We start from the raw sequence: 13,428 nt of genomic DNA, 5'->3' as shown, positions 1-13,428 counted from the left end.
GCAACGCCTCACATCAGGAGACAACGTCATGAAAGGACTGCAGGACAAGGTCGCCATCGTCAGCGGCGGCGCCACCCTGATCGGGGCCGGCGTGGCCAGGGCCTTCGTACGGGCCGGCACGCGCGTGGCCATTCTCGACATCGACGCGGCCGGCGGCGCGCGCATCGCCGCCGAGCTCGGCGAGCGGGCGCTGTTCGTGCGCACCGACATCACCGACGACGCCCAGGTCGCAGCGGCCGTGGCCGAGGTGTCGCGGCATTTCGGCGGCATCGACTACCTGGTCAACCTCGCCTGCACCTACCTCGACGACGGCTTGCGCTCGACGCGCCGCGACTGGCTTGCCGCGCTCGACGTCAACGTGGTGTCCGGCGCGATGCTGGCGCAGGCCGTGCACGGCGCCATGCGCGCGCGCGGCGGCGGCGCCATCGTCAACTTCACCAGCATCTCGGCCGGCGTGGCGCAGACCGGGCGCTGGCTCTATCCCGCCTCCAAGGCCGCGATCCGCCAGCTCACGCGCAGCATGGCGATGGACCTGGCGCCCGACCGCATCCGCGTCAACGCGGTCTCGCCGGGCTGGACCTGGTGCCGGCTGATGGATGAAGTCAGCGGCGGCGACCGCGCGCGCACCGACCGCGTGGCGGCGGATTTCCACCTGCTCGGCCGCGCCGGCGAGCCGGACGAGGTGGCGCAGGTGGTGCTGTTCCTGTGCTCCGACCACGCCAGCTTTGTCACCGGCGCCGACTACGCCGTGGACGGCGGTTATGGCGCGATGGGGCCGGAGCAGAACGTTCCCGCCATCCCCCGCCTGGCCGGCTGAAGCGACTTGCCCATATCGAGGAGATCGTCATGAGCCAACGCATTGCCATCGTCGGCGCCGGCCAGTCCGGCCTGCAGATGGCCCTCGGCCTGCAGGCCCGGGGCTACCGGGTCACGCTGATGACCAACCGCACGCCGGAGCAGGTGCGCGCGGGCAAGGTCATGTCCAGCCAGTGCATGTTCGACCGCGCGCTGCAGTGCGAGCGCGAACTCGCGCTCGACTGGTGGGGCGATACCTGTCCGCCGGTCGAAGGCATCGGCCTGGCGGTGCCGCATCCCGAGCAGCCCGGCGCGAAGCTGATCGACTGGGCCGCGCGCCTCGAGCGGCCGGCGCAGGCCGTGGACCAGCGCCTGAAGATGCCGGCCTGGATGGAAGCCTTCGCGCAGCGCGGCGGCGACCTGCGCATCGCCGATGCGGGCATCGCCGAACTCGAGGCGCTGGCCGCCGAGCACGACCTGGTGCTGCTTGCCGCCGGCAAGGGCGAGATCGTCAACCGCTTCGAGCGCGACGCCGCGCGCAGCCCGTTCACCGCGCCGCAGCGCGCGCTGGCGCTGACCTACGTGAACGGCATGCGCCCGGGCAGCCCGTTCTCGCGCGTGGCCTTCAACCTGATCCCGGGCGTCGGCGAGTACTTCGTCTTCCCGGCGCTGACGCTGGGCGGGCCCTGCGAGATCATGGTGTTCGAAGGCGTGCCGGGCGGCCCGATGGACCGCTGGGCCGAGGCGCGCACGCCGGAGCAGCACCTCGCCGAGAGCCTGCGCATCCTGCGCACCTGGCTGCCGTGGGAGGCCGAGCGCTGCGAAGCCGTGACGCTGACCGACGAGCAGGGCATCCTGGCCGGGCGCTTCACGCCGACCGTGCGCCGCCCGGTCATGACGCTGCCGTCCGGGCGGCTGGTGTTCGGCATGGCCGACGCGGTGGTCGTCAACGATCCCATCACCGGCCAGGGCTCCAACAACGCCGCCAAATGCTGCAAGGTCTATCTCGACGCCATCGTCGCCCACGGCGAGCGCGCCTTTGACGCCGGCTGGATGGAGCGAACCTTCGCGCGCTACTGGCAATACGCCGGCGACGTGGTCAACTGGACCAACTCGCTGCTCACGCCGCCGCCGCCCCACATCCTGGCCCTGCTCGGCGCGGCCGGGCAGGCGCCGGCACTGGCCGCGCGCATCGCCAACGGCTTCGACAACCCGCCGGACTTCTTCCCGTGGTGGGCCGACGCCGCGGCGTGCCAGCAGATGATCGAGCGGCACCTGCCGCGGGCGGCCTGAGATGGCGGCGGCCGCCACCGGCGACGCGCGCGCGCTGCGGCGCGCCTGCGGGCGCTATGCCACGGGCGTGGCGGTCATCGGCGCGTGCGGCGCCGGCGGCCGTCCGCTCGGCCTGACCGTCAACTCGTTCGCCTCGCTGTCGCTGGCGCCGCCGCTGATCCTGTGGAGCCTGGCCCTGCATTCGCCGAGCGCCGCGCACTTCGCGCCGGGCGCCGCCTTCGGCATCAGCATCCTGCGCGCGGAGCAGGGCGAGCTCGCGCGCCGCTTCGCCACGCCCGCGGCGGACAAGTTCGCCGGCGTCGCGCACCGGCGCTGCCCGCGCGGCGTGCCCTACCTGGCGGACGCGCTGGCCACGCTGGCGTGCCGGGTCGAGCGCGCCGACCCGGTCGGCGACCATCTGCTGATCGTGGGCGCGGTCGAGGGGTTTGAAGCCGGGGAGGGCGAGCCGCTGGTGTTCTATGGCGGCGAATTCGTCCGCATCGGCGCCGCCGCGGGCCGCTGAAGCCCCGCATGACGCCGCCATCGGCCGGCAAAAGTAGCGGAAAACGTCACAAAGCAACACGCGGCGCCCCGACGTGCGGCGACATTCCACGCCGTGCTTGCTCTTTCCAAACCAGTGCGATATAGTGTAAGGCTACCCGTTTGTCTATGGGTAGTGGGCTGGCCGTTTTGGCCGCGCGCCGTCTTCTTTAGCGCAAGCCCGCGCACTGCAAACGCAGTTTGCACACACAGTTTTCGTGTATCAATCAGCCCCGGCCAATCGCAGCTGGGAATGGAGCAAACCATGAGCCTTGGCCTTGTAGGTCGCAAGGTTGGCATGACCCGTATTTTCACGGACGACGGTGATTCGATTCCCGTTACCGTGGTCGAGGTCGGCGACAACCGCGTGACGCAAATCAAGACGGACGAGACCGACGGTTATACCGCGGTTCAAGTCACTTTCGGCGCACGCCGCGCCAGTCGCGTCACCAAGCCGCTGGCGGGTCATCTCGCCAAAGCTGGTGTCGAAGCCGGCGAAATCATCCGCGAATTCCGTATCGATGCCGCCAAGGCGGGCGAACTGCAAGCTGGCGGTTCGCTGTCGGTCGACCTGTTCGAAGTCGGTCAGAAGATCGACGTGCAGGGCGTCAGCATCGGTAAGGGCTACGCCGGTACCATCAAGCGCCACCACTTCGCATCCGGTCGTGCCACCCACGGTAACTCGCGTTCGCACAACGTGCCGGGTTCCATCGGTATGGCGCAGGATCCGGGCCGTGTGTTCCCCGGCAAGCGCATGACGGGCCACCTGGGTGACGTCACCCGCACCGTCCAGAACCTGGAAATCGCCAAGATCGACGCAGAGCGCAAGCTGCTGCTGGTCAAGGGCGCGATCCCCGGTTCCAAGGGCGGCAAGGTCATCGTGACCCCGGCCGTCAAGGCCAAAGCCAAAGCTTAAGGAGCGAATCAATGGAACTCAAGCTCCTCCAGGACAATGGCCAAGTCGGCGCGGGCGTTGACGCCTCGCCCGAAGTCTTCGGCCGTGACTACAACGAAGCCCTCGTTCACCAGATCGTCGTCGCTTACCAGGCCAACGCTCGCAGCGGCAACCGTAAGCAGAAGGATCGTGAAGAGGTCAAGCACACGACCAAGAAGCCGTGGCGCCAGAAGGGTACGGGCCGTGCCCGTGCCGGTATGTCTTCCTCGCCGCTGTGGCGCGGGGGCGGCCGCATCTTCCCGAATTCGCCGGAAGAGAACTTCAGCCAGAAGGTCAACAAGAAGATGTTCCGTGCCGGCATGCGCTCGATCTACTCGCAGCTCGCACGTGAAGGTCGTATCAACGTGGTGGACGGTTTCACCGTCGATGCGCCCAAGACCAAGCTCTTGGCCGACAAGTTCAAGGCCATGGGCCTGGACTCGGTGCTGATCATCACCGACAGCCTCGACGAAAACCTCTACCTGGCTTCGCGCAACCTGCCGCACGTGGCGGTTGTCGAGCCGCGCCAGGCTGACCCGCTGTCGCTCGTGCACTACAAGAAGGTGCTGGTGACCAAGGCAGCCGTCGCGCAGATCGAGGAGTTGCTGAAATGACGCAAGTAGCCAAGAACGATCATCGTTTGATGCAGGTGCTGCTCGCGCCGGTGGTTTCCGAAAAGGCAACCCTGGTCGCCGACAAGAACGAACAAGTCGTGTTCGAAGTCGCTCGCGATGCCAACAAGGCAGACGTGAAGGCGGCGGTCGAGCTGCTGTTCAAGGTCGAGGTGCAGTCCGTTCAGATCCTGAACCAAAAGGGCAAGCAAAAGCGCTTTGGCCGCTTCATGGGGCGTCGCAACCACGTGAAGAAGGCTTACGTTTCGCTGAAGCCGGGTCAGGAAATCAATTTTGAAGCGGAGGCCAAGTAATCATGGCACTCGTCAAGACCAAGCCGACGTCCCCGGGCCGTCGCTCGATGGTGAAGGTTGTCAATCCCAACCTGCACAAGGGCGAGCCCCACGCTCCGCTGCTGGAAAAGCAATTCCAGAAGTCGGGCCGCAACAACAACGGTCACATCACCACCCGCCACAAGGGCGGTGGTCATAAGCACCACTACCGCGTGGTCGACTTCAAGCGCAACGACAAGGACGGCATCCCCGCCAAGGTCGAGCGCCTGGAATACGATCCGAACCGCAGCGCCAACATCGCGCTGGTGCTGTTCGCCGACGGCGAGCGCCGCTACATCATCGCCACGAAGGGCATGGTGGCCGGCCAGGCCGTGCTGAACGGCTCGGAAGCGCCGATCAAGGCCGGCAACAACCTGCCGATCCGCAACATCCCGGTCGGCACCACGATCAACAACGTGGAAATGCTGCCCGGCAAGGGTGCCCAGATCGCGCGCGCCGCCGGCGGTTCCGCCGTGCTGCTGGCTCGCGAAGGCATCTACGCCCAGGTGCGCCTGCGCTCCGGCGAAGTGCGCCGCGTGCACATCGAATGCCGCGCCACCATCGGTGAAGTCGGCAACGAAGAGCACAGCCTGCGCGTCATCGGCAAGGCCGGTGCCACCCGCTGGCGCGGTATCCGCCCGACGGTGCGTGGTGTCGTGATGAACCCGGTGGATCACCCGCACGGTGGTGGTGAAGGCAAGACCGCCGCTGGTCGCGATCCGGTTTCGCCGTGGGGTACCCCGGCCAAGGGTTACCGTACCCGCAGCAACAAGCGCACTGCCAGCATGATCGTGCAGAAGCGCCACAAGCGTTAATCGGTAGGTAGGAGCCTAGACATGACACGTTCCGCAAAAAAGGGTCCGTTCTGTGACGCCCACCTGCTGAAAAAGGTGGAAGCGGCTGCAGGCGGCAAGGACAAGAAGCCCATCAAGACTTGGTCGCGTCGCTCGACCATTCTGCCGGAATTCATCGGCCTGACGATCGCCGTTCACAACGGCCGTCAACACGTGCCGGTGTACGTTTCGGAAAACATGGTCGGCCACAAGCTCGGCGAATTTGCGCTCACCCGCACGTTCAAGGGCCACGCGGCTGACAAGAAAGCGAAGAGGTAAGGTGCCATCATGGAAGTGAAAGCGATTCATCGCGGTGCCCGCATCTCCGCCCAGAAAACTCGCCTGGTCGCCGACCAGATCCGCGGTCTGCCGATCGAGCGCGCGCTCAACGTCCTGACGTTCAGCCCGAAAAAGGCTGCCGGGATCGTGAAGAAGGTGGTCGAATCGGCCATCGCCAACGCCGAGCACAACGAAGGCGCCGACATCGACGAACTGAAGGTCAAGACCATCTTCGTCGACAAGGCAACCTCGCTCAAGCGCTTCACGGCACGAGCCAAGGGCCGCGGCAACCGCATCGAGAAACAAACCTGTCACATCACTGTGACGCTCGGCAACTAAGGAGTCACGATGGGACAGAAGATTCATCCGACTGGCTTCCGTCTGGCCGTCAGCCGTAACTGGGCTTCGCGTTGGTACGCCAACAACACGAAGTTCGCCGGCATGCTGAAGGAAGACATCGAAGTTCGCGAGTTTCTGAAGAAGAAGCTCAAGAACGCTTCGGTTGGCCGCGTCGTCATCGAGCGCCCCGCCCGCAACGCACGTCTGACCATTTACAGCTCGCGTCCGGGCGTGGTCATCGGCAAGAAGGGCGAGGACATCGAACTGCTCAAGGCCGAGCTGCAACGCCGCATGGGTGTGCCCGTGCACGTGAACATCGAGGAAATCCGCAAGCCGGAAACCGATGCGCAGCTGATCGCCGACTCGATCACCCAGCAGCTCGAGCGCCGCATCATGTTCCGCCGCGCCATGAAGCGCGCGATGCAGAACGCGATGCGCCTCGGTGCCCAGGGCATCAAGATCATGAGCGCCGGCCGCCTGAACGGCATCGAAATCGCACGTACCGAATGGTACCGCGAAGGCCGTGTGCCCCTGCACACCCTGCGCGCCGACATCGACTACGGCTTCTCCGAAGCAGAAACCACCTACGGCATCATCGGTGTCAAGGTGTGGGTCTACAAGGGTGATCACCTCGGCCGCAACGACGCGCCGGTGGTGGAAGAGCCGCAAGACGAACGTCGCCGCCGTCCGGGCCGTCCCGAAGGCCGCCGCCGCGAAGGCGAAGGCCGTCCGGGTGGCAACCGCCGCGGTGGTGCTGGTGGCGCCGGTGCCGGTCGCCGCGCTGCGCCTGGCGCAGATGCGAAGAGTGGAGAATAACGATGCTGCAACCTAAGCGCAGAAAATACCGCAAGGAGCAGAAAGGCCGCAACACGGGTAAGGCTACCCGTGGCAACGCCGTGTCTTTCGGTGAATTCGGCCTGAAGGCAATGGGCCGTGGCCGTCTGACGGCCCGCCAGATCGAGTCGGCGCGTCGTGCGATGACCCGTCACATCAAGCGTGGCGGCCGCATCTGGATCCGGATTTTCCCGGACAAGCCGATCTCGAAGAAGCCCGCCGAAGTCCGTATGGGTAACGGTAAGGGTAATCCGGAATACTACGTGGCAGAAATCCAGCCGGGCAAGATGCTGTACGAAATGGATGGCGTGACCGAAGAGCTGGCACGTGAGGCGTTCCGCCTCGCGGCTGCCAAGCTGCCGATCGCCACCAATTTCGTGGTGCGCCAGGTCGGGACGTAAGGAGAGCAGGGATGAAAGCATCCGAACTTCGCGGCAAGGACGCCGCCGGGCTGAACCAGGAGCTCTCCGAGCTGCTGAAGGCCCAATTTAGCCTGCGCATGCAAAAGGCCACCCAACAGCTGCAGAACACCAGCCAGCTGAAGAAGGTGCGCAAGGACATCGCGCGGGTGCAAACCGTGCTGAACGAGAAGGCGACCACGAAATGACTGAAACTGCACAAACGGAATCGTCGCTTCGCCGCACTCTGGTCGGCCGTGTAGTCAGCGACAAGATGGACAAGACCGTCACGGTCCTGATCGAAAACCGCGTCAAGCATCCTCTGTACGGCAAGTACGTGCTGCGTTCGAAGAAGTACCACGCGCACGACGAAGCCAACCAGTACAAGGAAGGCGACAAGGTCGAGATCCAGGAATCGCGTCCGCTGTCGCGGACCAAGTCCTGGGTGGTTTCCCGTCTGGTCGAAGCTGCGCGCGTCATCTAAAAAACCACACGGTTTTCGGTTGACTTGCGAGTCCAGGGTTATGTGCTATAATCCTGGACTTCCGCTTTGTTGCATTCGCCTTAGCACCATCACCACGGCGAATCGACTGGGCGAACCTAGGCCGAGCGGCTCCTGATTAACCATGTTCAGGCTGCCTGGTAACTACCGACTTCAAAGTTGATCAACCCAAACGGTTGCTGGCGCAAAGCCGGAGGCCGACGGGACCAAGACTGACCGGCGGGCGTTGCCCGGTGGATTAAGTTGGGAAGATAACACCATGATTCAGACAGAAAGCCGGCTCGAAGTGGCCGATAACACTGGTGCGCGCGAAGTTCTGTGCATCAAAGTGCTGGGTGGGTCCAAGCGCCGCTATGCGAGCGTGGGCGACATCATCAAGGTGACCGTCAAGGACGCAGCGCCGCGCGGTCGCGTGAAGAAGGGCGATATTTACAATGCCGTCGTCGTTCGCACCGCCAAGGGCGTGCGCCGTGCCGATGGTTCGCTCGTCAAGTTCGACAGCAATGCCGCTGTCCTGCTGAACACCAAGCTCGAGCCGATCGGCACCCGTATCTTCGGGCCGGTGACTCGTGAACTCCGTACCGAGCGCTTCATGAAGATCGTGTCGCTCGCGCCGGAAGTGCTGTAAGGAGCCGCCATGAACAAGATTCGCAAAGGCGACGAAGTCATCGTCCTGACCGGCAAAGACAAGGGCAAGCGCGGTACCGTGCAAGCCATGCTCGGCGACAAGGTCGTGGTTGAAGGCGTGAACGTTGCCAAGAAGCATGCACGTCCGAACCCGATGCTGGGCACCACCGGTGGTGTGGTCGACAAGGTCATGCCGCTGCATATTTCCAACGTTGCGCTCGTGGATGCCAATGGCAAGCCGTCGCGCGTCGGCATCAAGGTGGAAGACGGCAAGCGCGTGCGCGTGCTGAAGACCACCGGCGCCGTCGTGGCAGCTTGATTCTGGGCAAGGATAGGAGTTGAGCATGACAGCACGTCTGCAAGAGTTTTACAAAGAACAGGTCGTACCGAAGCTGATCGAACAGTTCGGCTACAAGTCGGTCATGGAAGTGCCGCGCATCACCAAGATCACCCTGAACATGGGCCTTGGCGAAGCCATCAATGACAAGAAGGTCATTGAGCTGGCCGTGGGCGACCTGACCAAGATCGCCGGCCAGAAGCCGGTGGTGACGAAGGCCAAGAAGGCAATCGCAGGCTTCAAGATCCGCCAGGGTTATCCCATCGGCGCGATGGTGACGCTGCGCGGCGAACGCATGTTCGAATTCCTGGATCGTTTCGTGACCGTGGCGCTGCCGCGCGTGCGTGACTTCCGTGGTGTGTCGGGCCGCTCGTTCGATGGTCGTGGCAACTACAACATCGGTGTGAAAGAGCAGATCATTTTCCCCGAAATCGAGTACGACAAGATCGACGCGCTGCGCGGTCTGAACATCAGCATCACGACGACGGCTAAGAATGACGAGGAAGCCAAGGCGCTCCTCGGTGCATTCAAGTTCCCGTTCCGTAATTAAGGGGTTACCGTGGCTAAATTGGCTCTGATTGAACGTGAGAAGAAGCGCGCAAGGCTCGTGGCGAAGTATGCCGGGAAGCGCGCATCCCTCAAGGCCATTATCGACGACCAGGAAAAGTCGGAAGAAGAGCGTTATGGCGCTCGTCTGGAGCTGCAGCAGCTCCCGCGCAACGCGAACCCGACCCGTCAGCGCAATCGCTGCGCGATCACCGGTCGTCCCCGCGGTACCTTCCGCAAGTTTGGCCTGGCGCGTAACAAGATCCGTGAAATCGCCTTCCGTGGCGAAATCCCGGGTCTGACGAAAGCCAGCTGGTAATTACGCACAGGCTACAGGAGAAACAGTATGAGCATGAGCGATCCTATCGCCGATATGCTGACGCGCATCCGCAACGCCCAGGGCGTGCAGAAGGCGTCGGTTGTCATGCCGTCGTCGAAGCTGAAAGTGGCAATCGCCAAGGTCCTGAAGGACGAAGGCTACATCGACGACTACGCCGTGCAGGAAGATGGCGGCAAGGCACAACTGAGCATCGGTCTGAAGTACTACGCCGGCCGTCCGGTCATCGAGCGCATCGAACGCGTCTCGAAGCCCGGCCTGCGCGTGTACAAGGGCCGCAGCGACATCCCCCAAGTGATGAACGGCCTGGGCGTCGCGATCATCTCGACCCCGCAGGGTCTGATGACCGATCGCAAGGCACGTGCCACTGGCGTGGGCGGCGAAGTTCTCTGCTACGTCGCGTAAGGAGTAACCATGTCCCGTGTAGGTAAGGCTCCCATCGCGCTGCCCAAAGGCGCAGAAGTCAATGTGGCGGCCGGCGTGCTCTCCGTTAAGGGCCCGCTCGGCACGCTGACGCAGCCGATTCACAGCCTGGTGCAGGTCAAGGTCGAAAACGACACGCTGACCTTCGTCCCGGCCGACGAATCGCGCGAAGCAAACGCACTGCAGGGCACCATGCGCGCCCTGGTGGCCAATATGGTCAAGGGTGTGACCACCGGTTTCGAGCGCAAGCTGAACCTGGTCGGCGTGGGCTACCGTGCCCAGCTGCAAGGTACCGCGCTCAAGCTCCAGCTTGGTTTCTCGCACGACGTGATCCATGCGATGCCGGAAGGCGTGACGGCGACAACGCCCACGCAGACCGAGATCATCATCAAGGGTGCGGACAAGCAGAAAGTCGGTCAGGTTGCCGCGGAAGTCCGCGCGTACCGTCCGCCTGAGCCCTACAAGGGCAAGGGCGTTCGCTACTCGGACGAGCGCGTCATCCTGAAGGAAACCAAGAAGAAGTAAGGGGTGCAATCATGAACAAGAAAGACGCTCGTTTGCGCCGTGCACGTCAGACCCGCGCCAAGATCGCGGAACTGAAAGTCAATCGTCTGACCGTGTTCCGTACGAATTCGCATATTTACGCCCAGGTCTACTCGCCGTGCGGCACGCAAGTGCTGGCTTCGGCTTCGACCGTCGAGGCAGAAGTGCGCAAGGAACTGACCGGCAGCGGTGCTACCGCCGCCGCTGCGAGCCTGATCGGCAAGCGCATCGCCGAGAAGGCGAAGGCTGCCGGCGTGGAGACCGTTGCGTTCGATCGCGGCGGCTTCCGCTTCCACGGTCGCGTGAAGGCCCTGGCCGACGCTGCGCGTGAAGCCGGCCTCAAGTTCTAAGCGCACAAAGAGAGATACGTCATGGCAAAGATGCAAGCAAAAGTCCAGCAGGACGAACGCGACGACGGCCTCCGCGAGAAGATGATCTCGGTCAACCGCGTCACCAAGGTGGTGAAGGGCGGCCGGATTCTCGGTTTCGCTGCGCTGACCGTGGTCGGTGACGGCGATGGCCGCATCGGCATGGGCAAGGGCAAGGCCAAGGAAGTGCCGGTGGCAGTTCAGAAGGCAATGGACGAAGCCCGTCGCAAGATGGTCAAGGTCTCGCTCAAGAACGGCACGCTGCAACACGAAGTCGTGGGCAAGCACGGCGCCGCCAAGGTGCTGATGATGCCGGCCAAGGAAGGTACCGGCGTGATCGCCGGCGGCCCGATGCGCGCGATTTTCGAAGTGATGGGCGTCACCAACGTGGTGACCAAGTCGCACGGCTCGACCAATCCGTACAACATGGTTCGCGCCACGCTGGACGGTCTTCAGAAGATGAGCACGCCGGGCGAGATCGCCGCGAAGCGCGGCAAGTCGGTCGAAGACATCCTCGGTTAAGGAGTCGGACGAAATGTCGCAACAAACCGTAAAAGTGCAACTCGTGCGCAGCCTGATCGGCACGCGCGAGGATCATCGCGCCACCGTCCGTGGCCTGGGCCTGCGCCGCATCAACTCGGTGTCGGAGCTGCAGGACACGCCCGCCGTGCGCGGCATGATCAACAAGGTGTCGTACCTGGTCAAGGTTCTGGCCTGATACCGGACACGGAGAGCAAGATGCAACTGAACAACCTGAAACCGGCCGCCGGTTCGAAGCACGCCAAGCGTCGCGTCGGCCGCGGTATCGGCTCCGGCCTGGGCAAGACTGCCGGTCGTGGCCACAAGGGTCAGAAGTCGCGTTCGGGCGGCTTCCACAAGGTCGGCTTCGAAGGCGGTCAAATGCCGCTGTATCGTCGCCTGCCGAAGCGCGGCTTCACCTCGCTGACGAAGGAATTCACCGCCGAGGTGAGCCTGCGCGACATCGAGCGTCTGGAAGCGGCCGAAGTGGACCTGCTGGTTCTGAAGCAGGCTGGCCTGGTGGCTGATCTGGTCAAGAGCGCCAAGGTCATCAAGGCCGGTGAGCTGACCCGCAAGGTGACGATCAAGGGTCTGGGTGCCACCGCTGGCGCCAAGGCTGCGATCGAAGCCGCCGGCGGTCAGATCGCGGCGTAATTTAGCAGCTGATTTCGCAGCATAGGCGAGTCACAGTCGGAGCATCGTTTGGCCACGGCGAAACCCAATGCAAGCACGCAAGCCAAGAACACGGCGAAGTACGGCGACCTCAAGCGCCGGCTGATGTTCCTGGTGCTGGCCTTGATCGTGTACCGCATCGGAGCGCATATTCCGGTGCCGGGCATCGATCCTGAACAGCTCGCGAAGCTTTTCCAGAGTCAGTCGGGTGGCATCCTCGGGATGTTCAACCTGTTCTCGGGCGGTGCGCTGTCGCGCTTTACCGTCTTCGCGCTCGGCATCATGCCGTACATCTCGGCGTCGATCATCATGCAGTTGCTGACGATCGTGCTGCCGCAGCTGGAGTCGCTGAAGAAGGAAGGGCAGGCGGGTCAACGCAAGATCACGCAGTACACGCGCTACGGCACGGTGGTCCTGGCCACCTTCCAGGCGCTGTCGATCGCGGTCGCGCTGGAATCCCAGCCTGGCCTGGTGATCGACCCGGGGCTGATGTTCCGGGCCACGGCGGTGATCACGCTGGTGACCGGCACGATGTTCCTGATGTGGCTGGGTGAGCAGATCACCGAGCGGGGTCTGGGCAACGGCATCTCGATCATCATCTTCGGCGGTATCGCGGCGGGCCTGCCCAACGCGATCGGCGGTCTCTTCGAGCTGGTTCGCACCGGTTCGATGAGCATCATCGCGTCGATCCTGATCGTGGCGATCATCGCCGGCGTGACTTTCGCCGTGGTGTTCGTCGAGCGCGGCCAGCGCAAGATCCTGGTGAACTATGCCAAGCGTCAGGTCGGCAACAAGGTGTACGGCGGCCAGTCGTCGCACCTGCCGCTGAAGCTGAACATGGCCGGGGTGATTCCGCCGATCTTCGCATCGTCGATCATCCTGTTCCCGGCGACCATCGCGGGCTGGTTCACCTCTGACTCGACGGGCGCTGCGGGCCGGTTCATCAAGGACCTGGCGGCAACGCTGTCGCCGGGCCAGCCGGTCTACATCCTGCTGTACGCTGCTGCGATTGTATTTTTCTGCTTCTTCTATACGGCCCTGGTGTACAACAGCCGTGAAGTGGCGGACAACCTGAAGAAAAGCGGTGCCTTCATTCCGGGCATTCGTCCGGGCGAGCAGACGACGCGCTACATCGACAAGATCCTTGTGCGTCTGACGCTGGCTGGTGCGATCTACATCACACTGGTCTGCCTGTTGCCGGAATTCCTGGTACTGCGCTGGAACGTTCCGTTCTATTTTGGCGGAACCTCGCTGCTGATCATCGTGGTCGTCACGATGGATTTCATGGCCCAGGTCCAGTCCTATGTCATGTCGCAGCAATATGAGTCCCTGCTGAAGAAAGCGAATTTCAAGGGTAATTTGACCTTGCGCTGAAGCCGGGTCGGTA

24 protein-coding genes are annotated in these 13,428 nt (G+C 63.6%); all 24 read left to right on the top strand.

Going from position 1 to position 13,428, the window contains the following annotated elements; genetic code table 11:
- Positions 1 to 28 precede the first annotated feature (28 nt).
- Entirely contained in the window at positions 29 to 817 is a 789-nt protein-coding gene (locus KF708C_RS33100) for an SDR family oxidoreductase (protein WP_059416017.1), read from the top strand.
- A gap of 29 nt (positions 818 to 846) precedes the next feature.
- Positions 847 to 2,088 (top strand): styrene monooxygenase/indole monooxygenase family protein, encoded by a 1,242-nt coding sequence (locus KF708C_RS33095; protein ID WP_020203860.1) that lies wholly within the window; start codon positions 847 to 849, stop codon positions 2,086 to 2,088.
- Position 2,089: 1 nt separating this feature from the next.
- Positions 2,090 to 2,590, top strand: coding sequence for a flavin reductase family protein (locus KF708C_RS33090; protein WP_059416015.1), 501 nt, complete (start codon positions 2,090 to 2,092; stop codon positions 2,588 to 2,590).
- Between the two features lie 282 nt (positions 2,591 to 2,872).
- Positions 2,873 to 3,523 (top strand): 50S ribosomal protein L3, encoded by a 651-nt coding sequence (gene rplC / locus KF708C_RS33085; RefSeq protein WP_020203858.1) that lies wholly within the window; start codon positions 2,873 to 2,875, stop codon positions 3,521 to 3,523.
- Between the two features lie 11 nt (positions 3,524 to 3,534).
- On the top strand, positions 3,535 to 4,155 hold the full coding sequence (rplD, locus tag KF708C_RS33080) for a 50S ribosomal protein L4 (protein ID WP_029043793.1): 621 nt from the start codon (positions 3,535 to 3,537) through the stop codon (positions 4,153 to 4,155).
- Entirely contained in the window at positions 4,152 to 4,466 is a 315-nt protein-coding gene (rplW, locus tag KF708C_RS33075; protein ID WP_006160473.1) for a 50S ribosomal protein L23, read from the top strand. Before rplD ends, rplW begins: the two co-directional genes overlap by 4 nt.
- A 2-nt stretch (positions 4,467 to 4,468) precedes the next feature.
- Positions 4,469 to 5,299 (top strand): 50S ribosomal protein L2, encoded by an 831-nt coding sequence (rplB, locus tag KF708C_RS33070; protein WP_020203854.1) that lies wholly within the window; start codon positions 4,469 to 4,471, stop codon positions 5,297 to 5,299.
- Between the two features lie 21 nt (positions 5,300 to 5,320).
- Entirely contained in the window at positions 5,321 to 5,596 is a 276-nt protein-coding gene (gene rpsS / locus KF708C_RS33065; protein ID WP_029043792.1) for a 30S ribosomal protein S19, read from the top strand.
- A gap of 9 nt (positions 5,597 to 5,605) precedes the next feature.
- On the top strand, positions 5,606 to 5,935 hold the full coding sequence (rplV, locus tag KF708C_RS33060; RefSeq protein WP_020203852.1) for a 50S ribosomal protein L22: 330 nt from the start codon (positions 5,606 to 5,608) through the stop codon (positions 5,933 to 5,935).
- A 9-nt stretch (positions 5,936 to 5,944) separates the two neighbouring features.
- On the top strand, positions 5,945 to 6,751 hold the full coding sequence (rpsC, locus tag KF708C_RS33055) for a 30S ribosomal protein S3 (RefSeq protein WP_020203851.1): 807 nt from the start codon (positions 5,945 to 5,947) through the stop codon (positions 6,749 to 6,751).
- 2 nt (positions 6,752 to 6,753) lie between these two features.
- Positions 6,754 to 7,170, top strand: coding sequence for a 50S ribosomal protein L16 (gene rplP / locus KF708C_RS33050; protein ID WP_006160465.1), 417 nt, complete (start codon positions 6,754 to 6,756; stop codon positions 7,168 to 7,170).
- A gap of 11 nt (positions 7,171 to 7,181) precedes the next feature.
- Positions 7,182 to 7,376: a 50S ribosomal protein L29 gene (rpmC, locus tag KF708C_RS33045; protein WP_020203850.1), complete on the top strand. Its 195-nt coding sequence runs from the start codon at positions 7,182 to 7,184 to the stop codon at positions 7,374 to 7,376.
- Positions 7,373 to 7,651 carry a 30S ribosomal protein S17 gene (rpsQ, locus tag KF708C_RS33040; RefSeq protein ID WP_020203849.1) on the top strand — a complete coding sequence of 93 codons (279 nt, stop codon included), beginning with the start codon at positions 7,373 to 7,375 and terminating at the stop codon, positions 7,649 to 7,651. The genes rpmC and rpsQ overlap by 4 nt, the downstream gene beginning before the upstream one ends.
- Before the next feature lie 277 nt (positions 7,652 to 7,928).
- On the top strand, positions 7,929 to 8,297 hold the full coding sequence (rplN, locus tag KF708C_RS33035; protein WP_017225233.1) for a 50S ribosomal protein L14: 369 nt from the start codon (positions 7,929 to 7,931) through the stop codon (positions 8,295 to 8,297).
- A 9-nt stretch (positions 8,298 to 8,306) separates the two neighbouring features.
- Positions 8,307 to 8,615, top strand: coding sequence for a 50S ribosomal protein L24 (gene rplX / locus KF708C_RS33030; RefSeq protein WP_017225232.1), 309 nt, complete (start codon positions 8,307 to 8,309; stop codon positions 8,613 to 8,615).
- A 25-nt stretch (positions 8,616 to 8,640) separates the two neighbouring features.
- The gene (gene rplE / locus KF708C_RS33025) at positions 8,641 to 9,183 is read left to right on the top strand and encodes a 50S ribosomal protein L5 (protein ID WP_020203848.1); all 543 of its coding nucleotides are present in this window, start codon (positions 8,641 to 8,643) and stop codon (positions 9,181 to 9,183) included.
- Between the two features lie 9 nt (positions 9,184 to 9,192).
- A complete protein-coding gene (gene rpsN / locus KF708C_RS35270) occupies positions 9,193 to 9,498 on the top strand; it encodes a 30S ribosomal protein S14 (protein WP_081651439.1) in 306 nt (101 codons plus the stop codon).
- Between the two features lie 27 nt (positions 9,499 to 9,525).
- Positions 9,526 to 9,921, top strand: a complete 396-nt coding sequence (gene rpsH / locus KF708C_RS33020) for a 30S ribosomal protein S8 (protein ID WP_010812384.1) — start codon at positions 9,526 to 9,528, stop codon at positions 9,919 to 9,921.
- A gap of 9 nt (positions 9,922 to 9,930) precedes the next feature.
- Positions 9,931 to 10,464 carry a 50S ribosomal protein L6 gene (gene rplF, locus KF708C_RS33015; RefSeq protein ID WP_020203847.1) on the top strand — a complete coding sequence of 178 codons (534 nt, stop codon included), beginning with the start codon at positions 9,931 to 9,933 and terminating at the stop codon, positions 10,462 to 10,464.
- Between the two features lie 11 nt (positions 10,465 to 10,475).
- Complete coding sequence (gene rplR / locus KF708C_RS33010; RefSeq protein ID WP_020203846.1) at positions 10,476 to 10,832, top strand: 50S ribosomal protein L18; 357 nt, start codon at positions 10,476 to 10,478, stop codon at positions 10,830 to 10,832.
- 21 nt (positions 10,833 to 10,853) lie between these two features.
- A complete protein-coding gene (rpsE, locus tag KF708C_RS33005) occupies positions 10,854 to 11,372 on the top strand; it encodes a 30S ribosomal protein S5 (protein WP_006160449.1) in 519 nt (172 codons plus the stop codon).
- 13 nt (positions 11,373 to 11,385) lie between these two features.
- Complete coding sequence (gene rpmD / locus KF708C_RS33000; RefSeq protein WP_006160440.1) at positions 11,386 to 11,568, top strand: 50S ribosomal protein L30; 183 nt, start codon at positions 11,386 to 11,388, stop codon at positions 11,566 to 11,568.
- 20 nt (positions 11,569 to 11,588) lie between these two features.
- Entirely contained in the window at positions 11,589 to 12,023 is a 435-nt protein-coding gene (gene rplO / locus KF708C_RS32995) for a 50S ribosomal protein L15 (RefSeq protein WP_020203844.1), read from the top strand.
- A 48-nt stretch (positions 12,024 to 12,071) separates the two neighbouring features.
- On the top strand, positions 12,072 to 13,415 hold the full coding sequence (gene secY / locus KF708C_RS32990) for a preprotein translocase subunit SecY (protein ID WP_020203843.1): 1,344 nt from the start codon (positions 12,072 to 12,074) through the stop codon (positions 13,413 to 13,415).
- Positions 13,416 to 13,428 lie beyond the last annotated feature (13 nt).

This window comes from Cupriavidus basilensis (assembly GCF_000876015.1).
Lineage (GTDB): Bacteria > Pseudomonadota > Gammaproteobacteria > Burkholderiales > Burkholderiaceae > Cupriavidus > Cupriavidus basilensis_B.
The sequence above is the reverse complement of the archived record's forward strand: the minus strand, read 5'-3'. Positions and strand labels throughout refer to the sequence as shown.